The sequence below is a fragment of the Curtobacterium flaccumfaciens UCD-AKU genome (assembly GCF_000349565.1).
Classification (GTDB): Bacteria; Actinomycetota; Actinomycetes; order Actinomycetales; family Microbacteriaceae; genus Curtobacterium; species Curtobacterium poinsettiae.
The window spans coordinates 18,877-39,878 of the sequence record NZ_APJN01000097.1 but is presented as its reverse complement, the minus strand read 5'-3'; the positions used below and the strand labels follow the sequence as shown (position 1 = coordinate 39,878).

Below are 21,002 nucleotides of genomic sequence, written 5' to 3'. Positions count from 1 at the left end.
ACCGAGGACCTCGGGCACCGAGGCGACCGGTGCGGGGATCTTCGACGACGACGAGGACACCGTGTGGATGGCGGGGGTCGCGGCCTGGGCGGAGGAGATGCCGAACGCGGCACCGCCCAGCACGAGGGCGCCGGTGGTGGCGAGGGTGATGGAGGTCTTGAGGCTCTTGCGCATCGTGATCAGTCCTTTGCTGTTGTCGCGCTCGGCGCGGCTGCTGTGTGCGCGCCGAACACACCCTGGTGCAGGGTGGAGAACCAGCGGTGTGCGGCTGGTGAGCGCTCCGGGTGGTTCCCGGTCGTTGCAGGTGATTCGGCACCCTCTGCCCGTCGGATTGGGACGACTTCTCCGGGCCCGTCGCCCCTAGGCTCGGGGCATGCGGGGAACGACGATCCGACCGACCACCGAGGACGACTGGGAGCGGGTCCGTGCGCTGCGGCTCGAGATGATCCAGGACACCCCGAAGGCCTACGGGGAGCGGCTCGCCGACGCCGAGCAGCTGCAGGAACGTGACTGGCGGCGCCGCGGTCGCCGTGAACACGACGTCGGCGGGACGACCCTCGCCGCGATCGACGCCGACGGCACGTGGGTCGGGACGATGGGGGTGTACGTCCCCGGTCCCCGTGTCGGACCGCTCCTGGTCGGCGTCTACGTCGCACCCTCGCACCGGGGTCGTGCCACTGGTGTCGCCGATGCGCTGCTCGACGAGATCGAGGTGTGGGCGGCGACGCACGGGTCTGCCCTGCGGCTGCACGTGCACGAGGGGAACACCCGCGCGCAGGCCTTCTACGCCCGGCGCGGCTACGAGCCGACGGGCGCGACCGAGGCGTACGTGCTCGACCCGAGTGAGCTCGAGGTCGAGATGATCCGACAGCTGCGGGGATCGCTGTGACCGCCGGGGCGGCCGGGGCGGCCGTGCCCGCTGTGCGGTGGCTGCTGCTCGACGTGGGCGGGGTCCTCGAACTCGTCGACGACGCCGCGTGGCCCGGACACTTCCGGGCGCGGTGGGCCGAGCGGCTCGGGATGACGACGGACGACTTCTCCGCTCGGCTCGTCGCAGCCGACCTGCCCGACGCCTCGCGGCAGACCGGCGTCGTCGACCGGTACTGGGGTGCGATCGGCACGGCGCTCGGGCTGTCGGCCGAGCAGCTCGCCGCAATGCGCGCCGACTTCTGGGACGCGTACTGCGGCACCCTGAACGAACCGCTGTACGACTTCCTCGCCGGACTCCGCGGCACGATCGGCCTGGCGATCCTGTCGAACTCGGGCGACGGTGCCCGCGAGGAAGAGGAGCGGCGCTTCCGGTTCTCGGCGGTGTTCGACCCGATCTGCTACTCCCACGAGATCGGCGTGAACAAGCCCGATGCCGAGGCGTTCCGGATCACCTTGGACCGCCTGCAGGCGACCCCGGCCGAGGTGCTCTTCATCGACGACGTCCCGGAGAACATCGCGGCCGCCCGTGCACTCGGCATCGGGGCGCACCTGCACGTCGACACCGACGAGACGATCCGGGTGCTCGACGCGGTCGTGCGGGGGAGCGGCCGGCCGTGACCGTCGGCATCGTGTTCTTCGACGTCGACGGGACCCTCGTCACCCCCGGTTCCAGCAGCAGCTTCCTGGCAGCCCGGTTCGGGCACCAGCGAGCCCTCGACCAGGCAGAGGCCCGGTACGCCGAGGGCGAGCTCACCAACCAGCAGGTGAGCGAGGTCGACGCCCTCGGGTGGCGCGGCACGGCCACTGCGACGGTCGAGCGGTGGCTCGACGACCTGCCGGTGTTGCCCGGCACCGACGCCGTCGTCGCCTGGTGCGCTGCACACGGCGTCGAACCCGTGCTCGCGTCGCTCGCCTGGCAGCCCGTGACCCGCTCCTTGGCGCGGCGGTTCGGGTTCGTCGCGAACGGAGGACCCCGGGTGGGGGAGCGCAGCGGCGTCCACAACGGCTCCGTCGCGGAGCACTTCGACGAGTTCGACAAGCGGGACCGGGCGCTCGCGCTCGCTCGCGACCGCGGTGTCCCGATCGAACGCTGCTGCGCCGTCGGGGACAGCCGCTCGGACATCCCGCTCTTCCGGGCGCTCCCGAGCGCGCTGGCGCTCAACGCGAGTCCGGCTGCACGTGCGGTTGCGAGTGACGCGATGGACGCGGACGACCTCTCGAGCATCATCCCCTGGCTCGACCGCTGGCTCCGGGGGCGCGCCTGATCGATCCGCTCCGAGCCGGATGCGGCATGATCGGTCCGTGTCTTCTGTGAACCCGACCGACGCGTACCGTGCCGCCCGCGACCAACTCCTCGCTGCGGACTCTCCCGAAGCGGCACGCGCCGGGTTCCGGTGGCCCGACCTCGGCGAGACGTTCAACTGGGCGTCCGACTGGTTCGACGTCATCGCGACCGACAACGGCCGCACGGCGCTCTGGATCGTCGAGGAGGACGGCCGTGAACAGCGGCTGAGCTACGCCGAGATGGCCGCACGCTCCGATCGGCTCGCCGCACGCCTGCACGGCTTCGGCGTGCAGCAGGGCGACCACGTCCTCGTCATGCTCGGCAACCAGCTCGAGCTCTGGGAGACCATGCTCGCCGTGATCAAGCTCGGCGCGGTCATCCTGCCGACGTCGACGATGCTCGACACCGCCGACCTGCAGGATCGAGTCGACCGGGGTTCGGTGGCGCACGTCGTCACGAACCAGAGCGAGACACACAAGTACGACGACGTCCGAGGCGCCTTCACGCGCATCGTGATCGGCGGCCACTCCGACGGCTGGACGGAGTACCCGAGCGACCTGGGCGAGCCCGCCCCTGAAGGCGAGGCACGCCCGCGGGTCATCACCCGCACCACCGACCCGTGCCTGGTCTACTTCACGTCCGGCACCACGTCGAAGCCGAAGATGGTCGTGCACACCCAGACGTCCTACCCGGTCGGGCACCTCAGCACCATGTACTGGCTCGGCGTCCGCCCCGGTGACGTCCACCTGACGATCAGTTCGCCCGGCTGGGGCAAGCACGCCTGGAGCTGCTTCTTCGCGCCCTGGATCGCCGAGGCCACCGTCTTCATCCACAACACCGCACGCTTCGACCCGGCCGGCCTGCTCGCCCAGCTCGAACGCGCCGAGGTCAACACGTTCTGCGCCCCGCCCACCGCCTGGCGGATGATGCTGCAGTCCGACCTCGGCGCGAAGCCGCGTGCACTCCGCGAGGTCATCTCGGCCGGCGAGCCGCTCAACCCCGAGGTCATCGGCCGGGTCGAGGCAGCGTGGGGGCTCACCATCCGCGACGGCTACGGGCAGACCGAGACCACCGCGATCGTCGGCAACGCCCCCGGAGCCCCCGTGACCCCCGGAGCCATGGGCAAGCCGCTGCCCGGCGTCACCGTCACGCTGCTCGACCCCGTCACCGGCGAACCGGGCGACGAGGGCGAGGTCTGCCTGGACCTGACCGAGCGGCCCGTCAACCTGATGGCCGAGTACCTGGGCGACCCCGATCGCACGGCGTCGTCGATGCGCGACGGCTTCTTCCACACCGGCGACATCGCCGTCCGTGACGCCGACGGCGAGCTGACGTTCATCGGTCGCACCGACGACGTGTTCAAGTCCTCCGACTACAAGGTGTCGCCCTTCGAGGTGGAGAGCGCGCTGCTCCAGCACCCGGCCGTGGCCGAGAGCGCGGTCGTCCCGGCTCCCGACGATGCCCGCCTCAACGTCGTCAAGGCGTACGTCACGTTGGCCGCCGGATGGGAGGCGTCGGCCGACACCGCCAGACAGGTCCTGGAGTACGCACGCACAGCTCTCCCCGCCTACGCGCGTGTGCGCCGGGTCGAGTTCGCGGAGCTGCCGAAGACCATCTCGGGCAAGATCCGTCGCGTCGAGCTGCGGGAGCGCGAGGAGCTGTCGGTGACCAACGGCACACGTGCCGAGGGGGAGTGGCGCGACGACGAGTTCCCCGGCCTCCGCGCGCCCCGCCCGCACGCCGGACCCGCTGCCGGCTGATCGACTGGCGGAGCTCACACATGGTCGTCGTCCTGCGCCCGTGGTCCTTGGACGACGCGGCTGCACTCCTCGTCGCCAGTCGGTCGGACCCGGATCTCGCGACGCAGTTCCCGGAGGTCGGGCTCGATGACGAGGAGCATGCCCGCGCGCACGTCACGGGCGCACTGCGGTTCGACGACCACGCGAGGAACTGGGCGATCGTCGAGGACGGGGTCGCGGTCGGCAACGTCGGTCTCTCGGCGATCGAGTTCCGGCACGGCACGGCGTGGGCCCACTACTGGGTGGCAGCCGATGCTCGTGGCCGAGGACTCGCCGCTCGTGCGCTGACGAGTGTGTCGAGCTGGGCCTTCGACGCCGGTCTCTTCCGCCTCGAACTCGGACACCGGACGAACAACCCGGCGTCGTGTCGGGTCGCCGCCGCCGCGGGGTTCAGCGCGGAGGGCATCGAACGGCAGAAGCTCCGGTACGGCTCGGAGCGGTTCGACGTCGAGACGCACGCCCGCCTCGCGATCGACCCCGTGCCGGACCTGCCCGGGTTCGAGGCGTACGAGGTCGATGCCGAAGCCTCGCCTGGCTGATCAGACGGGCAGGGGCACCTCGGTGGTCACACGACGGACGCTCCGGGTCGACGCCGCGACCACGGTGGCGACGACGATGACGACGGCGCAGCCGATCAGCGTCGTGCTCGTCCCGACGGCGTGCGCCAGCGGTCCGACCAGGGCCTCGCCGAGCGGGACGGCGACGAACGATCCGACCATGTCGTACGAGTAGACCCGCGACAGCACGGCGCGGGGCACGTTCGACTGCAGTGCGTGGTCCCAGGCGATCGCGAACAGCTCGAGGGCGATCCCGCCCAGGGCGAACGCGACGAGCAGGGTCGGCAGGGCCGGGGCGACCCCGAGCGCCACGACGGGGAGCGCGGTCACCGCCATCAGGGCGACCCCGATGCCGAGCGCACGCCGGGGCCGCCACCGCAGGGCGATCAGCGCACCGAGTGCCAGGCCGACGGTCTGCGCGGCGACGACGAGCCCCCAGGCCGCCCTGCCGAAGGAGTCGTCCGCGACGACCGGTCCGAGCACGGTCGTCGCGCCGACGAAGGCGGCGTTGAGCACTGCGAACTGGGCGACCACCGTCCAGACCCAGCGTCGTCCCGAGAACTCGACCCATCCCTCCCGGATGTCCGCGATCACCGACGGACGGTCGGCCGGTGCGATCGACGCGCGACGGGGCAGGCGTATCCGCGCGTACAGGGCTGCGGCGACGGCGAAGCCGGCGGCGTCGACCGCCAATCCCCACCCGGCGCCGACGAGCGCCACCATGCCGGCGCCGGCGGAGGCCCCGACGATGGTGCTGGCGTTGATGCTCAACCGGATCACGGCGTTCGCCGGACGGAGGAGTGCCTCGGGCACGGTCTCGGGCACCATGGCCGCGGTCGTCGGCAGGCTCACCGCGGCGACCGCGCCGTTCAGGATGCTGAGCACGACCAGGAGCGGGACGGTCGCCGTGCCGGTCAGGACCAGCGCGGCGACAGCGGCCTGTGTCACCGCCGCGCCGAGCGACGTGGCGACGAGCACGACGTCGCGGGGCAGGCGGTCGGCGATGACCCCGCCGAACAGCAGGACCGCGACGTTCGCGACCGAGCGTGCGGCCACGACGAGACCCAGGTCGACGGGTGAGCCGGTGAGGTCGAGGACGGCGAACGCCAGGGCGATCGGCGCGACGGCGTTGCCGACGATGCTCACCGTGCGGGCTGCGAGCAGCCAACGGAACGGTGCGTGGGCGAGGACGCCCGTGGTCGGCGTGCTCACGGTCGCCGCATGGGGAACATCGAGACGGTCATCGACACCGGCACCGTGCCCGGGGTACGCGGGCGCTGCGCTGCTGCGTGGAGCAGGGCGGACGCCTGGCCGACGTGGTGCACCACGCGCCGCCACGTCTCGGGGCCGACCCACAGTTCGGCGTCGGTCGAGACGGCAGGGCCCGTGGTCCGCTGGTGCAGTCGTCGCCGGAGCTCCTCGACCTGCGCCTCGACGTAGACGAGCTGGTCCTCCACCGAGATGCGTTCCGGGTGCCCACCATCGGGGACGGCGTCGAGGTCGAACGGTTCGGACGACGACTCGTGCCGGTACCGCTTCGCCTCGCCGCCTCGGAGCCGCACGACCTCGACGACCGCGACCAGCCCCGCCCGTTCGAGCACCCGCAGGTGGTAGCTCGCGGTGGCCTGCGAGAGGCCGAGTTCCCGCGCGGCCTCGGCCGCGCTCATCGCGGTGCTCGTCACCAGCGACAGCAGGCGGAGCCGGATCGGGTGGGCGGTCGCCCGGAGGGACTGGAGGCTCGACATGCGACCATCGTCGCCGCTGCGGTCGAGACCGTCAAACGGCTCTTTGGGGGTTGCGTACCAGGGGCACCTCCGAGCCCCTGCACCGGTCTTTCGCGCTCAGCGACATCTCACGGGCCGCCGCGCGCGTGAACTGTCGCCCAGCGCGAAACAGCGCGACCCCCCGCCCGCGTCACCCCGCCCCATCCGCGTCAGCCTGTGGGCGCACACATCTCCCCCCAACGGCGGACGCGGCGCCGACCACCGCTCCCGTAGCGTCGACGCCGTGATCGAAGTCAGCCATCTCACCAAACAGTACGGTCCGAAGACCGCCGTGGACGACGTCTCCTTCGTCGTGCGTCCCGGCAGTGTGACCGGCTTCCTCGGGCCCAACGGCGCCGGGAAGTCCACCACGATGCGCATGATCATGGGGCTCGACCAGCCCACGTCGGGCACAGCCACCGTGAACGGCCAGCCCTACACGAGCTTCCGCGACCCGCTCCGGCAGGTCGGCGCCCTGCTCGAGGCGAAGGCCGTCCACTCCGGACGCAGCGCCTACAACCACCTGCTCTCCCTCGCGGCGACCCACGGCATCCCGAAGTCCCGCGTGCACGAGGTCATCGACATGACCGGCCTCGACTCCGTCGCGAAGAAGCGCGTCGGCGGGTTCTCGCTCGGCATGGGGCAGCGCCTGGGAATCGCTGCCGCACTGCTCGGCGACCCGAAGACCCTGATCCTCGACGAGCCGGTCAACGGCCTCGACCCCGATGGCGTGCTCTGGGTCCGACAGCTCGCCCGCCGCATGGCCGCGGACGGCCGCACGGTGTTCCTCTCCAGCCACCTGATGAGCGAGATGGCACAGACCGCCGACCGCGTGGTCGTGCTCGGCCGGGGCAAGGTCCTGGCCGACGCCCCGATCGCGGAGTTCGTCGCCGGTGGCGGCGCCGCTGCCGGCACCGATGCCGCCGTCAGCCGTGTCATCGTCCGCACGCCGGACCCGAACGGCCTGTTCAACGCCATCGGCCCGAACGCCGCGGTCACCCAGCGCGAGGACGGCTCATTCCTCGTCGTCGGGCCCGACGCACCGACGGTCGGCAACATCGCCGCACAGGCAGGCGTCCCCCTGCACGAACTCACCCCGACCGGCGCGAGCCTGGAAGAGGCCTACATGGCCCTCACCCGCGACGACGTCGAGTACCGATCGGAGGGCACCCGATGAGCGCCACCACCTCGCCCACCACACCGTCGACCCGGATGAGCGGGGCGACCAAACTGTCCTTCGCGCACCTGGTGCGGAGCGAGTGGATCAAGCTGCGCAGCATCCGGTCCACGTTCTGGTGCTACGCGATCCTGGTCGTCCTCACGATCGGCATGGCCGCGCTGATCGGGGCGAACACGAACAGCGGCGGCCAGGAGCTGCCGACGGACCTCGCCAACGGCACCTTCGTGAACGCCAACGCCGTGGGTGTCCTGCTCTCGTCGCTCGTCGTCGGCGTGCTCGGCGTCCTCATCATCACCGGTGAGTACGGCACGGGCCAGGTCCGCTCGACGTTCACCGCCGACCCGCGACGCACCGGCGTGATCCTGGCGAAGGCCACCGTCCTTGCCATCGCGACCTTCGTCGTCAGCGCCGTCGCCACCTGGATCGGCGTCCTCATCTCGCTGCCGCTGCTGGCCGGCAACGGCATCGAGCCGGAGGTCAGCGACCCGTCGGTGTTCCTGCCGATCCTCGGTTCGTCGGTCTTCCTGACCCTGCTGGCGCTCCTCGCGTACGGCATCGGTCTGCTCGTCCGGTCGAGCGCCGGCGGCATCGCGATCACGCTCGGCCTCCTGCTGGTCGTTCCGGGGGTGCTCGCACTCATGAGCGGACTGATGAAGGTCGACTGGCCGATGGACATCGCGGCGTTCCTGCCCGACTCAGCCGGCGGCCAGCTCTACGCCTACTCGTACGACGGCGCGAGCACGGTCGACAACAGCGGGGTCGTGCTGAACGGCTGGGGCGGCTTCGGCGTCCTCGCCGCCGAGGTGCTCGTCGTCGGTGGCCTCGCCCTGACGCTCGCGCGCCGTCGCGACGTCTGACGCGACCACCCCACGGCCGGGAGGCGCGGTGCCAGCTGGCACCGCGCCTCCCGGCGTTCGCGGTGTGGGTCCGCAGCGTCACTAGGCTCACAGCGTGCGCTCCGTCCCCGCCCTGCTCCTGCCCGCGATCGCGGGCGTGCTGCTGCTGGCCGGCTGCGCCGGGCCGCCGCCCGTCGACGAGGCGGCGCTGCACGCCTGGGAGAAGCGGCAGATGGCCGCCGAGTCGGACCGGGACCTCGGCGCGATGTTCGCCGAAGAACCCGCCGGGCAGAGCGCGACGGGGAACGACGACGAGATCGACCGTGGCGTCACGATCACGTTCGCGCACCCGGAGACGGTCGACCACCTCGAGTTCTCGTGCTTCGGTGACGGGCACATGAGCGGTTCGGTCATGGTCGTCTCCCGGGAAACGTCGCGGAACCACATCATCGAGGCGATGCCCTGCGGCGACGGGGAGCAACGCATCGACCTGCGGCGAACCTGGCGCGCCGACGTCGACAGCATCTCCTTCAACGGGTTCGACAGCGACCGCGACAGCGCCTGGAACGTTCGCGTGATCGGCGCAATGCCCGGCGCGGACTGACCGCCCGAGCGTTCAGGACCGCCGGACGTCGTACCGGTGCAGGGTGACGCCGTTGTCGGAGCGCTGCTGCTCGAGCAGGTCGAGCTGCACGAGCGGACGGTGCCCCGAGAGCGGCGGATCGAACAGCGGCCGACCGGCACCGAGCACCGACGGGTGCGTGAAGAGCATGACCTCGTCGAGCAGCCCGGCGTCGAGCAGCTGACTCGCGATGCTCGGCCCACCGACGCCGATGTCGCCCTCGCCTTCGGCACGGATCGCGGCCAGCTCGTCGATCGCGTCGCCGTCGCCTCCGATGACCCGGGTGTCGTGGTCGGCGGTGGTCCGCGTGCGGGACACCAGGATCTTCGGCTGCGCGGTCCAGATCTCGCCGTACTCGCGCAGGTACTCGGGCATCGACTCGTCGTGCCGGGCATCGGGCCAGAACGGGTCCATCATGTCGCGCACGACCCGGCCCTCGACGGACAGGGTCATCGCGGCGGCCCGGGCGTTGAACTCGCGGTGCAGTGGCTCGTCGATGCGCATCCAGTCGGGGCCGTCCAGGCCGTCGTGCTCGCCGGGTGCCCGTTCGACGAACCCGTCGACGGAGACGTTGATCCAGTAGACGAACCTCGCGGGCATGGCATGACTCCTTCGTCGGGCCGAGCGTACGCGCGCGCTGCCGACCAGCGCCACCGAGGGGCGCACGACACCGGTGTTGCCGAGGTGCACCGCGACCTGCGCGTGTTCGACCCGCGAACACCGGTGTTGTGGCGCCCCCGCGCACCGCGCCCCGATCCGGGAAACGCCGCTCGGCGACACGGATACCCGTCGGGATGCGAAGATGCATCGTTGGTGCCGGAGCCGAGGACGAGGGTTGGATGATCCCGACGGAAGAACACGACGCGAGCGCGCCGCTGCTCGACGGTCGGTACCGCCTGGAACAGGCGATCGGTCAGGGCGGCATGTCCGTCGTCTACCGCGGCGTGGACGAGAGCCTGCACCGCCCGGTCGCGATCAAGCTCTTCCACGCGGGCATCGTCGACATCGCCCGGCAAGAGGCCGAACTCGGCGTGCTGGCGTCGCTCGAGCACCACAACCTCGTCAGCCTGCTCGACGCCGGGGTCGTCACCAGCCAGGACGGCACCCAGCAGCGCTACATCGTGATGTCGCTCGTCGTCGGGCAGGACCTCGAGGAACGTCTGAGCGTCGGCCCGCTCGCCTCGCGCCACATCGCCGAGATCGGCTACGACATGGCCGAGGCGCTCGACTACATCCACGCCAACGCCGTCGTGCACCGCGACATCAAGCCGTCGAACATCCTGCTCGTCGACTACGGCAACGCCTCCGAACGGGCCCGCGCACGCCTGACCGACTTCGGCATCGCGCTCGCCGCCGGCGTCGAACGGCTGACCGCCGACGGCGTGACCACCGGCACCGCCGCCTACCTCAGCCCCGAGCAGGCGCGCGGCGGTGAGGTCGGCCCGCCGAGCGACGTCTACTCGCTCGGCCTCGTGCTGCTGCAGTGCTTCACCCGCCGCCGGGAGTTCCCGGGCTCGCTCGTCGAGTCCGCCGTCGCGCGGCTGTCCCGCGACCCCGTGGTCCCCGAACCCCTGCCCGAGCACTGGAAGCACCTGCTCCGCGCCATGACCGCGCAGGACCCCGCAGCCCGTCCGCTCGGCCCCGAACTGGTCACGATGCTCCGCGACGTCGTGATCGCCGAGACCGCCGCCCCCGACCACGTGGTCGAGCCGACGGACGAGACAGCCCCGGTGCCGACGCGACCCGAGACCGATCGCCCGGCGACCCTCGACACGCTGCCGAACGAGTCGCTGCAGCGCACCACGACCATGGCTGCCCGGCTCTTCGACGCACCGATCGCCCTGATCGAGGTGCTCGACGAGGACCGCGAGTGGTCCCAGTCGTACATCGCCGAGGGCATCGACGAGGCGGCCCGGAGCATCAGCTTCACCAACGGCTTCGCGCCCGTGCCCGTCCCCGTCGTGATCCCCGACGGTTCCGCACACCCCGAGATGCGCAACAGCCCCCTGGTCACCGGCCCGCTCGGCATCCGCTTCTACGTCAGCGTCCCGCTCGTCCGGCACGACGGCGCGCCGATCGGCACCCTCGCCGTGCTCGACACCCGACCGCGGCAGGCCACCGAGGACGACCTCGCCAACCTCCGCGACCTGGCGGCGCTCGCCGTCTCGCAGCTCGAGATCCGGCAGGAGTCCCTGCGCACGACCAGCGACTCGCTGCCGGTCCCACGGGTGGGCGGCGACCACACCGCCTGACGGGAGGCGCGGTGCCACCCCGCACCGCGCCTCCCGTCCGCCCGTGGTGGCGTGCCCCGCCGCGCCGTCGCCGTCCGCCGAGCGGTCACGATCCGTCGGCTGACGCGCTCCCGCCCGACCCTTCGTGACCGCTCGCCCGCCGGTCTGCGGGGTGTCGTGACCCCTCGCGGTGGTGCGTGTTCGCGCGCGTCGGCTCGCACTGCCGAGCGGGCGAAATGCCGGGGTGCCTCCGCGGGCTGACGCGGGTGTTTCGCCCCCTCGCGGTGGTGGGGGTTCGTGCGCGTGGGTCGGGGTTGTCGAGCGGGCGGAATGCCGGGGTGCCTCCGCGGGCTGACGCGGGTGTTTCGCCCGCTCGCGGTGGTGGGGGTTCGTGCGCGTGGGTCGGGGCTGCCGAGCGGGCGGAATGCCGGGGTGTCTCCGCGCATGAACCCGGGTGTTTCGCCCGCTCCGCCGGGTGTCAGCCGAGGCGGGTCGCGGCGATGCCGCCGTCCACGTCGATGGTGGCGCCGTGCACGAAGGACGCCTCGTCGGAGGCCAACCAGCGCACGGCGAACGCGACGTCGACCGGCCGGACGGGTGCGCCGGACGGTGTGCCCGCCGTCATCTGCGCGAGGACGTCGTGCGAGTCGGCGTTGCCCGGCGTGGCGGTGGCACCGGGGGAGACCGTCGACACCCGCACACCGTGCGGGCCGAACTCGGCGGCCCACGCCCGGGTCAGCTGCTCCACGGCCGCCTTCGTCGCCGGGTACAGCGCCGTGAAGGGGACGCCGACGCGGGACATCCACGAGCCGATGTTCACGATGACGCCCGAGCCCCGATCGACCATGCCCGGAGCCAGGGCGCCGACCAGGACGTGCGGTGCTCGGACGTTCGTGGCCCAGAGCGCTTCGGCGTCGTCGTCGGGGAGCAGCGCCGTCGGGCCGACCGGGTAGACGCCGGCGTTGTTGACGACGATGTCGACCCGGCCACCGAGGGCTGCCGTGGCACTGGCCGCGAGGTCGCGGACGGCGTCAGGGTGCGCGTTCAGCTCGCCGATGACGGCCACGGCGGAGCCACCTGAGGCGGTGATGGCGTCCACCACGGCCTGCGTGCGCTGTACGTCACGGCCGGCGACACCGACCGTCGCGCCGGAGGCGGCGAGGACCCTGGCGACGGCTTCACCGATGCCGCTCGAGGCGCCGGTCACCAGCGCGGTCCGGCCGGCCAGTCGGTCGTCGGAGGTCAAGGAGTCGAGGAGTGCTTCGTTGGTCTGCATGCTCCGATGCTCGGTCCGGCGAGGCGGTCGGCGATTGCACAGGACTCCGGACTGCTTGCCGGATCCAGCACGGGCGTTCAGCGCATCCATCGGGTCGACAGAATGAGTACATGGACGACGTCACCTCGGACCGACTGGACCGCGCGCTGCAGAGCGTCCTGGCCCACGTCGACGACACGGAGCGCGCCGGACGGCTCGGACTCCGCCTGGCCCGGGTCGACGCGCCGACCGACCTCGGGTACCAGCGCTACACGCCGTCGGTGTCGGTGGTGCTCGCGGGCCAGAAGCGGTCCATCGTCGGGGACGACGACCAGCTCTGGGGCCGCGAGCGCTTCATCATCACACCCGTCGACCTGCCGGTGATCGCCGGTGTGGTCGCCGTGGAAGAGCCGGCGGGATTCGTCGCGGTCGTCTGGCAGCTCGACCCCGCGGTGGTGGCCGAAGTCGCGACGGCGATGTCCCGCCCGCACCAGGACGAAGCGCCGCCGGCCCGACTCGGCAGCTGGACACCAGCGCTGGCGGACGCGTTCGCGCGACTCGTCGGATTGCTCGACACTCCGGAGGACATGGCGGTCCTCGCCCCGCTCGTCACCCGCGAGGTCGTGCTCCGGCTGCTGCAGACCGACCAGGCCCCGCGCATCCTGGCCGCGATCGGCAACCGGGACGGCGACGTGGTCGCGGCCGCCACGGCCCTGCTCACCGATCGGCTGGCGGACCCGTGGTCGGTCGCCGACCTGGCCGCGGCGGTCCGGACGAGCGAGTCGACCCTGTTCGCACGCTTCCGGCAGGTCACCGGGATGAGCCCGGTGCAGTACCTGCGGCGGCTGCGGCTGGGAGAGGCCCGGCGGCGGATGATCGTGCTCGGGGACACCGCTGCCCAGGCGGCTGCGGCGGTGGGGTACCGGAGCGCCTCGCACTTCTCGCGCGACTACCGCGCCCTGCACGGTCGTCCACCGGCTGCCGACGCCGGTCGGGCCCGTGAGCTCATGGCGCGGGGCGAGGTCGCGATCGCCTGACCCGTCAGTCCTCGGTGAGTGCTGTCGCGTAGGCGCGGACGGAGCGGTGGTAGCGGGGGAGCGTCGGCTCGACGGTCTCGATCGCGACGCGCAGGGCCTCGGCCGAGCGTCCCGCGCTGTGCAGCGCGAGCGCGAGGAACACCCGCGGTGCCGCCCCCGTGGCGGGGTGCTCGGGGGCGTCGCGGAGCATCGCGATGGCGGCGTCGACCCGGCCGAGGTTCCGCAGCGTCGAGGCGTGCTGCACGACCATCCGCGCCGCGCGTTCGGGGTCGACGGTGTCGAGGCCCGCTGCGGTCGCGGCGGCGTACTGCACGTCGGCCTCGGCCTCGTGGCCGCCCGAGTCGAAGGCTCCGCCGAGCTCGAACGCGCCGAGGGCCGGGTGCGGGGCGTCCGCTGCGAGGCCACGCATCCGCTCGATCCGCTGGTGGTCGTCGATCGTCTCGTCGTCCCACAGCGTCGCGACGCGTGCTTCCCAGTCCCCGGTGCTCATCCGGCGAGCGTACCGCCGTCGGTGATCGTCGCGCGGAAGGAGCGGACGAGCGGTGCGCCCGGCTGCACGACCGCGGGGATGTCCCACGCCAGGGCCGAGCCGATCGCCGGGTACTCCTCGGCGCGGACGAACCAGGGGTCGTGGTGGTCGAGGGCCTCGATGCGGATCGTCGCCGGCCCGCCGTCGAACACCGCGGACCAGGAGATCCAGGGTGCGACCGAGCCGTGCACGGCGGTCTCGCCCTCGGCGTCGGCGGTCCGGACGACGACCTCGGTGCACTCCGGGAACCGCCAGGAGAAGCCGCCGTAGCCCGCGCCGACCCGGCCGTTGCTGCCCGGGCCGCCGAGGTGCACGGGGGAGTCGCCGGGGGCGCGGAACGACGACGACCAGGACAACTCCCACCCGGCTCCGACCGAGCGCCAGCGCAGGGTGCGGTCCTCGTGCAGGACCAGCGCGCGGTCCGGACCCCGCCAGACCAGCTCCTCCGTCGACCCGAGTCCGTGCTGCGCGGCGTGCACGACCTCAACCGAACCGTGGTCGTCGCGCCAGACGTAGCCGGGGCCGTGGACGTAGGTCCGTCCGCCCCAGCAGTTCACGCCGTCGACGTCGGGGATCGCGACGCCGACCCCGCAGTGCCAGTCGTGGTCGCCCGGGTGGTGCGCGCTGACCACGGTGCCGCTGAGGGTCCGGACCGGGTGCAGGTACGGCCGAGGGGACGACGTGGCGATCGTGCCGGCCCCGTCGCGTTCGACGGCGACCGTGACGTCGTCCACGCGGAGCTCCTGCAGCGTCTCGTCGCGGGCCGTGTGCGCCCACGGTGCCCCGACCTCCGAGAACAGCGCGCGGGCGTCGGCGGCGCGCTCGATCGTGGCCTCGACACCGGTCACCACCGGGCGCCGGGCCGGGCCCTCACCCTCCCACGTCACCCAGGGGTGGTCGAGCTGCACGGGTTCGGTCGCGCGGACCGCCTCGAGCACCTCGACGAACGCTCCCGTCGAGACGAGCGGCACGAGCAGTTCGGCGCCGCGCAACCGGTGCGCCAGCAGGTTCTCGAGCAGGTCGGTGCGCTCCAGGCGTGTGGTCGTGCCGTCGATCGTGACGTCGTCCGTCGTGTAGTGCAGCACGCCGTCCCCCGTCGCGCCCCGCACCCTCACGGTCGGCGGGACCTCGGTCGTGGCGCAGAGCGTGAGCGCGGCAGTGGCCTCGAGGCCGGCGGTCGTGGTCACCCGGACGGCCGAGGTGTCGTCGCCCTCGATGGCGTTCGCGCGGTACAACTCGACCTCGACCCGCGCGACGTCGGCGGTCCGGCGGCACCCGACGAGCGCCAGGGCCGTCGCCACGGCGTGGGCGAGCGGATTGGTGACGACGCCGTCGAGCACGTCCACGCCGCCGACCCGACGGCGCCCCGCCCAGGGGGAGCGGTCCCAGTACGCCCGGTCGCGGGTCCACGTGCCGACGGCGGCCGCAGACCGGACGGCACCGACGAGCGCCCCGTCACGGAACGCCGGCAGCGCGGCGGAACCGAGGCTCTGGAACCCCACCTGCACGACCCTGCCGGTCCGACGTTCGGCCTCGAGCAGCACGTCGAGGGCGTCGCGCGTGGTGACCGGGGGCTTCTCGAGCAGCACGTCGGCGCCGGCGTCGAGCGCATCGAGGGTGAGTGGCAGGTGCGCCGCGATCGGAGCCGCCACGACGACCACGTCCACCGGTCCGAGCCTGCGGGCCGCTGCCACGTCGGCCACAACGGGCACACCGGCGTCGGCGGTCGTACCGAGCGCGGGGTCGACGACCGCGGTCACCGTGCAGACCCCTGCTGCCACGAGCCGGTCGATGTTCGCGCGGTGGTGCAGGCCGTAGCCGCGGGCTCCGACGAGCACCACGCCCGGCAGCGTCACCGGCCCGTCCCGATCACGATGCGTGCGGAGCCAGGGGCTCGCCCGGTGACGTGGACGTGCTCACCCTGCGGTCGGTCGGTCCCGCCGAGGAACGCGTAGTCCTGACCCGGGGTGTAGCACGCTGGCTGGCCCGGACCGGCGCCGTTGCCCGGGCCGAACGTCACGACGTCGGAACCGACGCGGTAGCTGCCGGTCCCGTCGGCCAGGACCCGCTCCCCGGTGACGGCGTCGGTCTCGACGCCCATGAGGGTCCCCCCGGTGCGGAACGTCAGCTGCAGGGACCACGGCACTTCGGCCCCCTCGGTCACGACGTCGAGGACGACGGCGTCCGGGGTCACCGCGACGTCGACGGTGGTGCTGAGGACCACCGTGTCGACGGACCGGGTGCCGAACGCCATGGCGGCGGAGAACCGGCCTTCGTCGGCGAGCGGGTAGCGGCCGTCCGGCTGGCGAGCACTCGCGGGCAACGGCTGGTGGTAGCCGGCGGACACGGTCTCGGTCAGCCGGAACCGTCCGTCGCCCAGGGACTCGAGCGCGGTCGGTCGGAACGGTCCGAGGCCGAAGAACTCCCGCGAGAGCCGCACGTCGGACAGGACGACCGACCCGACGACGACCCGCAGGAACGTCGGGCTGTTCGCCAGCCCCGACCGCACGTGGCCCTGGGCCGGGACGTCGGAACCGGCGAAGAGCACGACACTGCGGTCGAGCTCGCGGACGTGCACGAGCCGTGCGTCGGCGAAGGTGTGCACGGCCGGCGCCAGGGCGACGGGTTCCGGCAGCGGACGCCCGAGCAGGGGATCGGTCATCGACCGCGCGGCGACGGTGGCGGGCTGCCAGGTCTCGGCCACGGCGGCGCGGGCGGCGACCGCGGCCAGGTCGCCTCGGCCGTCGAGCACCGCGACGTGCCAGAGCAGCGGCGCGAACGGCCCGATCCCGAAGGGCTGTGACTGGTCCTGCCGTCGGGACTGCACGGTCTCGACGGTGTCGTCCGGCAGCAGGAGCGCGAGCGTGGCGTCGAGCGAGCGGCGCACCGGGTCGAGCAGGGCGGGGCGGTCGAGCACGGCGGCGAGCACCAGGAACGACGGCCCGGACACGGCGGACGCGTAGTTCGGGCTCCGCTCCGACCACAGACCGTCGGCGTCGATGTCCGGCCCTTCGGCGAGCCACGCGTCGATGCGGTCGAGCAGCGCCGCCGCCGGGTGGAGTCGGTGCACCCGGGCGAGGGCGGCTGCGATCTCCCACCGGTGGTTCGGGGTGTGCACCCCACCGGTGAGCAGTGCGGGGGTCGCCCGGTGCACGATCGCGTCGAGGTCGTCGGCCAGCGCGGCCGCTGCCGGCACCGTCGCCCGGTGCGGTGCGAGCAGTTCGAGGGCGTCGCAGACGTCGTTGACGGTGAACGCGGAGTCCGGCGGGGAGAGCACGTTGTCGCCGCCGACGAACGTGCCGCCGGGCGACTGCCGGGTCGCGAGGTGCCGGACCCAGCCGTGTGCGGTGGTGAGGTCGTCGTCTGCGGGGTGAGCCGAGCCTCCAGGCCGTTGCCGGACCCACGCACCGACCAACGCGAGCGCACGCGCCATCAGTTCCCGGTGCTGCAGCGTGGCCGGGTCGTCGTCGGCCAGCCGCAGGCGGGCGACCTCGGCGTCGGCGGCCGGGCCGGCCAGGTCGAGGAACCCCATCAGTCCTTCAGACCCGCGTTGAGGTCGGCGCCGTTCACGTACTTCTGGAACACCAGGTAGAGCAGCACGAGCGGGATGATCGAGATGACCGAGGCGCCGAGCAGGACCGTCCAGTTCACGTTCTCAGCACCGACGATGCTCTGCAGGGCGATCTGGATCGTGAACTGCTTCGGGTCGTTGAGCACCAGGAGCGGCCAGATGTAGTCGTTCCACCGCCACTGGAACGAGAAGATCGCGAGCGTCAGCATGATCGGGCGGGAGATCGGCAGCATGATCCGCCAGAAGATCCCGAACTCGCTCGCACCGTCGATCCGGGCCGCTTCGACCAGGTCGTCCGGCACGGTGATGAAGAACTGCCGGAACATGAAGATGCCGGTGGCCGTGATCACCGACGGCACGATGATGCCGGCCAGCGAGTCGTACATGCCGAGGTCGCGGATGACGATGAACGTCGGAGCGAGGATCACCTCGGTGGGGAGCATCGTCGTGGCGAGGATGCAGACGAAGAACACCTTCAGCCACCGGTTGTCGTACTTCGCCAGCGCGTACCCGGTGGCCGCACTCGCCAGGACCGTCAGCGCCGTGGTGACCAGGGCGACGATCACGGTGTTGCCGAAGTACTGGGCGAAGTCGTAGCTGGACCACGCCTCGGCGAAGCCCTCGACCGACCAGTTCTTCGGCAGCAGGGTGAGCGGGTACGAGAACAGCTCGCCGCCCGGCTTGAACGCGCTGAGCACGAACCACAGCACCGGGAACCCGAACGCGATGATGAACACCCAGAGCAGGGCCGTGGCGGCGATGGCCTGGGGACGCGGCGTGGCGTCCACAGCCTTCGAGCGGCCAGAGCGGCCAGATCGGCCGGAGCCGGAGCGACCGTTCCGGCCGGACCGTCCGGCCCGACGGCCGCTTCCGGTCTTGTCGGTCTCGGTGGGGAGCGTGGCGGTCATCGACGGGACTCCGTCCGGCGGTTCACGGCCAGCTGGATCAGCGCGATGGCCATGAGGATGAGCATGAGGACCATCGACGCCGCGCTCGCGTAGCCGATGTGGGCGTTCTGGAACCCGTTCGTGTAGATGTACTGCACCAGCAGGTTGTTGTCGGTGCCGGGGCCGCCGCCGTTGAGCGCCTGCACGGTGGCGAACTCCTTGAACGCACTGAGTGACGACAGCAGGATCACGATGAACGACGTCGGCGCGATGCTCGGCAGGGTGATGTAGCGGAACTGGTGCCAGGCGCCGGCACCGTCGAGTGACGCGGCCTCGTAGTACGACTGCGGGACGTTCCGGATCGCCGCGACGAACAGCAGCATGTTGAACGCCGCCCCGGCCCACGCGGTGGCGAAGACGACGACCAGCAGCGACAGGTCGGCGTTCGACTGCCACGGGACGGCCTTGCCGCCCAGGGACTCGATGACGAAGTTGGCCAGGCCGAAGTTCTCGCCGAACATCCACCGCCAGATCACACCGGTGACGATGGGGGAGATCAGCCACGGAACGAAGAACACGATGCGGGCGACGCTCCGGCCCTTCGCCGCGGGGCTCGTGAGCATGAGCGCCATCGAGAGCGACAGGACGAAGCCGAGCGGCACGGCGACGATCGCGTACAGGAAGGTGCGACCGAGGGCGGCGTAGAAGGTGTCGTCGGCGAACAGTTCGAAGTAGTTCGCCAGGCCGACGAACTTCGGGTCGACGACGCCGTTGTAGTCGGTGAACGAGTAGCCGAGGCCGATCACGGCGGGCCACACGAAGAACACCACGAACAGGACGGCGTTCACGCTGACGAACAGGATCGGGGCGAGGACGGGCTTCCTGACGCCGGAGCGGCGGCGCTTCGTCGTCTTCGCGGCTCCGGGCCGGCGGGGCGGCACCGGGGTGGGGACGGCGGTCTGCACGTCACCGGCTGCGGTGGGGATGCTCACGATGATCCTCTTCGTTCGACGTGGTGCTGCTGTGGAAGGAGGGACAACGGGGCCGGACGCATGCGCCCGGCCCCGTTCCGTCACCCCACGTGCTCCTCGTAGTACTTCGTGATCGTGTCGAGCGTCTCCTTGGCCGACTGCTGCCCGTTGATGAGCTTGCCGACCTCGGCCGTGGTCGGGTCGGTGCCGATCTCCTTGCCCTCGACCGCCCACTCCGACGCTGCCTTGGCGTACGAGCTCGAGATCGGGTCGGCCGCCTCGATCTCCTTCTGGTACAGCGCGAAGGAGTCCTTGGCTGCCTGCGACTTGAAGGGGTAGGTGATGTCCAGCCCGGACTCGACCGGCAGGAACCCGTTGGTGGTCACGAGCTTCGCGTAGTTCGTCGGGTCGTACATGTAGTCGATGAACTTCTTCGCCGCGGCGCCGCGGGTGTCGGAGTTCTCGAACCCGACGATGTTGCCGCCGTAGTTGATCTCGGTGGCGTGGGTCGGGTCGGCCGGGGTGGCGGCGCTGGCCCAGTCGAAGTCGGTGATGTTCGACGCGAAGTCCGACGACTGCCAGACACCGGAGAAGTACGCCACGACCTGGCCGCTCTTGAACAGGGCGTTCGGGTCCTGGCCGCTCGTCCACACCGACTTCGGCATGACCGAGTCGTCGTTCATGTCGGCGAAGTCCTGCAGGGCGTCGACGGTCTTCGCGTCGGTGGGGAAGGAACCGTCCTTCTCCTGCTGCATGAAGTCGGTGCCCTTGGTGAACATGTAGGCCCGCAGGCGCGACGGCGACGAGTCGAAGACCAGGTCGTACTTGGCGCCGGTGTCGGCCTTCACCTTGTCGGCGGCGTCGAGGAACTCGCTCCACGTCCACGCCTTCGCGGGATCGGTCGGGTACGCGACGCCGGCCTTGTCGAACAGCGACTTGTTCACGAACAGTCCGGCCGCGGTGACGTCGGACGGGATCGAGGTGACCTTGCCGTCCTTGTCCTTCGCGATGAGGTCCTGGTCGATCCCGTTCGCCTTGTCGCTGACGATCGAGGCGAGGTCGACGGTCTTGCCGCTCCAGATCGGGTCGATGCCCGCGGCCCGCACCACGTCGGGCAGCGAGTTCGCCTGCGCCGACTCGCGCAGCTTGGTCTGCAGGCCGTCGTACGGCAGGTTCACGATCTTCACCGCGACGCCGGTCTGCTTCTCGTAGGCGGTCGCGAGGTCCTGGTAGCCCTTCTCCTGCGCGGACGAGGTGGAGAGCCAGAAGGTCAGCTCGTCCACCTTGCCGCCGTCCCCGGACCCGCCGGAGGCGCAGCCGCTCAGGAGCGCGAGCGCGGCGATCCCGCCGACGAGTGCGAGCATTCTCTTGGATGACTTCATCGTCACTGCTTTCGTTCGGGACCACGTGCATGTGCCGTGGGCGAGCGTTCGGGGTGTCTCGGCCGAGGACCCCAGGTCTACACGACCCTCGCCGTTCTGGCAAGCGCTTTCCTGAGGGTTGTTCTGACAACGTGACCTGTGGTCTCGACGGCGTGACCGGCCGCTCG

General features: G+C 71.6%; 20 protein-coding genes. 10 read left to right on the top strand and 10 right to left on the bottom strand.

The features are described from left to right. The first annotated feature begins 373 nt into the window (after window positions 1-373). From H489_RS22025 to H489_RS22005, 5 genes are read left to right on the top strand one after another with little or no spacing between them, the layout of a single operon-like run. Entirely contained in the window at window positions 374-889 is a 516-nt protein-coding gene (locus H489_RS22025; RefSeq protein WP_017885822.1) for a GNAT family N-acetyltransferase, read from the top strand. Then, window positions 886-1,548: an HAD-IA family hydrolase gene (locus H489_RS22020; RefSeq protein ID WP_017885821.1), complete on the top strand. Its 663-nt coding sequence runs from the start codon at window positions 886-888 to the stop codon at window positions 1,546-1,548. Before H489_RS22025 ends, H489_RS22020 begins: the two co-directional genes overlap by 4 nt. Then, window positions 1,545-2,195, top strand: coding sequence for an HAD family hydrolase (locus tag H489_RS22015; protein ID WP_017885820.1), 651 nt, complete (start codon window positions 1,545-1,547; stop codon window positions 2,193-2,195). The genes H489_RS22020 and H489_RS22015 overlap by 4 nt, the downstream gene beginning before the upstream one ends. Window positions 2,196-2,214: 19 nt before the next feature. Next, on the top strand, window positions 2,215-3,975 hold the full coding sequence (locus tag H489_RS22010; protein WP_051067352.1) for an AMP-binding protein: 1,761 nt from the start codon (window positions 2,215-2,217) through the stop codon (window positions 3,973-3,975). Window positions 3,976-3,995: 20 nt separating this feature from the next. Continuing rightward, window positions 3,996-4,553: a GNAT family N-acetyltransferase gene (locus H489_RS22005; RefSeq protein WP_017885818.1), complete on the top strand. Its 558-nt coding sequence runs from the start codon at window positions 3,996-3,998 to the stop codon at window positions 4,551-4,553. Here H489_RS22005 and H489_RS22000 read toward each other — a convergent pair whose 3' ends face one another. After that, window positions 4,554-5,783, bottom strand: a complete 1,230-nt coding sequence (locus tag H489_RS22000) for an MFS transporter (protein ID WP_017885817.1) — start codon at window positions 5,781-5,783, stop codon at window positions 4,554-4,556. Further along, window positions 5,780-6,316 carry a winged helix-turn-helix domain-containing protein gene (locus tag H489_RS21995; RefSeq protein ID WP_017885816.1) on the bottom strand — a complete coding sequence of 179 codons (537 nt, stop codon included), beginning with the start codon at window positions 6,314-6,316 and terminating at the stop codon, window positions 5,780-5,782. The genes H489_RS22000 and H489_RS21995 overlap by 4 nt, the downstream gene beginning before the upstream one ends. Before the next feature lie 262 nt (window positions 6,317-6,578). On the opposite strand from H489_RS21995, the gene H489_RS21990 reads away from it, so the two are divergent. The 3 genes from H489_RS21990 (at window position 6,579) to H489_RS21980 (ending at window position 8,954) form a co-directional block, all read left to right on the top strand. Continuing rightward, window positions 6,579-7,511, top strand: a complete 933-nt coding sequence (locus H489_RS21990; protein WP_017885815.1) for an ABC transporter ATP-binding protein — start codon at window positions 6,579-6,581, stop codon at window positions 7,509-7,511. Beyond that, a complete protein-coding gene (locus H489_RS21985) occupies window positions 7,508-8,371 on the top strand; it encodes an ABC transporter permease (RefSeq protein ID WP_017885814.1) in 864 nt (287 codons plus the stop codon). The genes H489_RS21990 and H489_RS21985 overlap by 4 nt, the downstream gene beginning before the upstream one ends. Before the next feature lie 94 nt (window positions 8,372-8,465). Continuing rightward, a complete protein-coding gene (locus H489_RS21980) occupies window positions 8,466-8,954 on the top strand; it encodes a hypothetical protein (protein WP_017885813.1) in 489 nt (162 codons plus the stop codon). Between the two features lie 12 nt (window positions 8,955-8,966). On the opposite strand, the gene H489_RS21975 is transcribed toward H489_RS21980, so the two are convergent. Continuing rightward, complete coding sequence (locus H489_RS21975; protein ID WP_017885812.1) at window positions 8,967-9,572, bottom strand: dihydrofolate reductase family protein; 606 nt, start codon at window positions 9,570-9,572, stop codon at window positions 8,967-8,969. A gap of 239 nt (window positions 9,573-9,811) precedes the next feature. Between H489_RS21975 and H489_RS37245 the strand changes: the two genes are divergently transcribed. Next, window positions 9,812-11,224, top strand: coding sequence for a protein kinase domain-containing protein (locus H489_RS37245; protein ID WP_017885811.1), 1,413 nt, complete (start codon window positions 9,812-9,814; stop codon window positions 11,222-11,224). Between the two features lie 457 nt (window positions 11,225-11,681). On the opposite strand, the gene H489_RS21965 is transcribed toward H489_RS37245, so the two are convergent. Next, window positions 11,682-12,479, bottom strand: a complete 798-nt coding sequence (locus H489_RS21965) for an SDR family NAD(P)-dependent oxidoreductase (protein WP_017885810.1) — start codon at window positions 12,477-12,479, stop codon at window positions 11,682-11,684. 110 nt (window positions 12,480-12,589) lie between these two features. On the opposite strand from H489_RS21965, the gene H489_RS21960 reads away from it, so the two are divergent. Continuing rightward, window positions 12,590-13,495, top strand: a complete 906-nt coding sequence (locus H489_RS21960; protein ID WP_017885809.1) for an AraC family transcriptional regulator — start codon at window positions 12,590-12,592, stop codon at window positions 13,493-13,495. Between the two features lie 4 nt (window positions 13,496-13,499). Here the strand turns inward: H489_RS21960 and H489_RS21955 are convergent, their stop codons facing one another. The 6 genes from H489_RS21955 to H489_RS21930 form a co-directional block, all read right to left on the bottom strand. After that, entirely contained in the window at window positions 13,500-13,985 is a 486-nt protein-coding gene (locus H489_RS21955; RefSeq protein ID WP_017885808.1) for a tetratricopeptide repeat protein, read from the bottom strand. Further along, a complete protein-coding gene (locus H489_RS21950) occupies window positions 13,982-15,865 on the bottom strand; it encodes a DUF6807 family protein (protein WP_235045647.1) in 1,884 nt (627 codons plus the stop codon). The genes H489_RS21955 and H489_RS21950 overlap by 4 nt, the downstream gene beginning before the upstream one ends. 11 nt (window positions 15,866-15,876) lie before the next feature. Continuing rightward, a complete protein-coding gene (locus H489_RS21945) occupies window positions 15,877-17,556 on the bottom strand; it encodes a hypothetical protein (protein WP_017885806.1) in 1,680 nt (559 codons plus the stop codon). After that, window positions 17,556-18,503 (bottom strand): carbohydrate ABC transporter permease, encoded by a 948-nt coding sequence (locus H489_RS21940; protein ID WP_081612179.1) that lies wholly within the window; start codon window positions 18,501-18,503, stop codon window positions 17,556-17,558. The genes H489_RS21945 and H489_RS21940 overlap by 1 nt, the downstream gene beginning before the upstream one ends. Beyond that, on the bottom strand, window positions 18,500-19,474 hold the full coding sequence (locus H489_RS21935) for a carbohydrate ABC transporter permease (protein ID WP_017885804.1): 975 nt from the start codon (window positions 19,472-19,474) through the stop codon (window positions 18,500-18,502). Before H489_RS21935 ends, H489_RS21940 begins: the two co-directional genes overlap by 4 nt. 80 nt (window positions 19,475-19,554) lie before the next feature. Beyond that, window positions 19,555-20,835 (bottom strand): extracellular solute-binding protein, encoded by a 1,281-nt coding sequence (locus H489_RS21930; protein ID WP_051067354.1) that lies wholly within the window; start codon window positions 20,833-20,835, stop codon window positions 19,555-19,557. Window positions 20,836-21,002 lie beyond the last annotated feature (167 nt).

What these genes read in the sequence shown, in the direction of transcription:
- H489_RS22025 (WP_017885822.1), top strand. Translation starts at nt 374, where the DNA reads ATGCGGGGAACGACGATCCGACCGACCACCGAGGACGACTGGGAGCGG.
- H489_RS21955 (WP_017885808.1), bottom strand. Translation starts at nt 13,985, where the DNA reads ATGAGCACCGGGGACTGGGAAGCACGCGTCGCGACGCTGTGGGACGAC.
- H489_RS37245 (WP_017885811.1), top strand. Translation starts at nt 9,812, where the DNA reads ATGATCCCGACGGAAGAACACGACGCGAGCGCGCCGCTGCTCGACGGT.
- H489_RS21975 (WP_017885812.1), bottom strand. Translation starts at nt 9,572, where the DNA reads ATGCCCGCGAGGTTCGTCTACTGGATCAACGTCTCCGTCGACGGGTTC.
- H489_RS21965 (WP_017885810.1), bottom strand. Translation starts at nt 12,479, where the DNA reads ATGCAGACCAACGAAGCACTCCTCGACTCCTTGACCTCCGACGACCGA.
- H489_RS22005 (WP_017885818.1), top strand. Translation starts at nt 3,996, where the DNA reads ATGGTCGTCGTCCTGCGCCCGTGGTCCTTGGACGACGCGGCTGCACTC.
- H489_RS21940 (WP_081612179.1), bottom strand. Translation starts at nt 18,503, where the DNA reads ATGACCGCCACGCTCCCCACCGAGACCGACAAGACCGGAAGCGGCCGT.
- H489_RS21945 (WP_017885806.1), bottom strand. Translation starts at nt 17,556, where the DNA reads ATGGGGTTCCTCGACCTGGCCGGCCCGGCCGCCGACGCCGAGGTCGCC.
- H489_RS22010 (WP_051067352.1), top strand. Translation starts at nt 2,215, where the DNA reads ATGCGGCATGATCGGTCCGTGTCTTCTGTGAACCCGACCGACGCGTAC.
- H489_RS21960 (WP_017885809.1), top strand. Translation starts at nt 12,590, where the DNA reads ATGGACGACGTCACCTCGGACCGACTGGACCGCGCGCTGCAGAGCGTC.
- H489_RS21995 (WP_017885816.1), bottom strand. Translation starts at nt 6,316, where the DNA reads ATGTCGAGCCTCCAGTCCCTCCGGGCGACCGCCCACCCGATCCGGCTC.
- H489_RS21985 (WP_017885814.1), top strand. Translation starts at nt 7,508, where the DNA reads ATGAGCGCCACCACCTCGCCCACCACACCGTCGACCCGGATGAGCGGG.
- H489_RS21930 (WP_051067354.1), bottom strand. Translation starts at nt 20,835, where the DNA reads ATGAAGTCATCCAAGAGAATGCTCGCACTCGTCGGCGGGATCGCCGCG.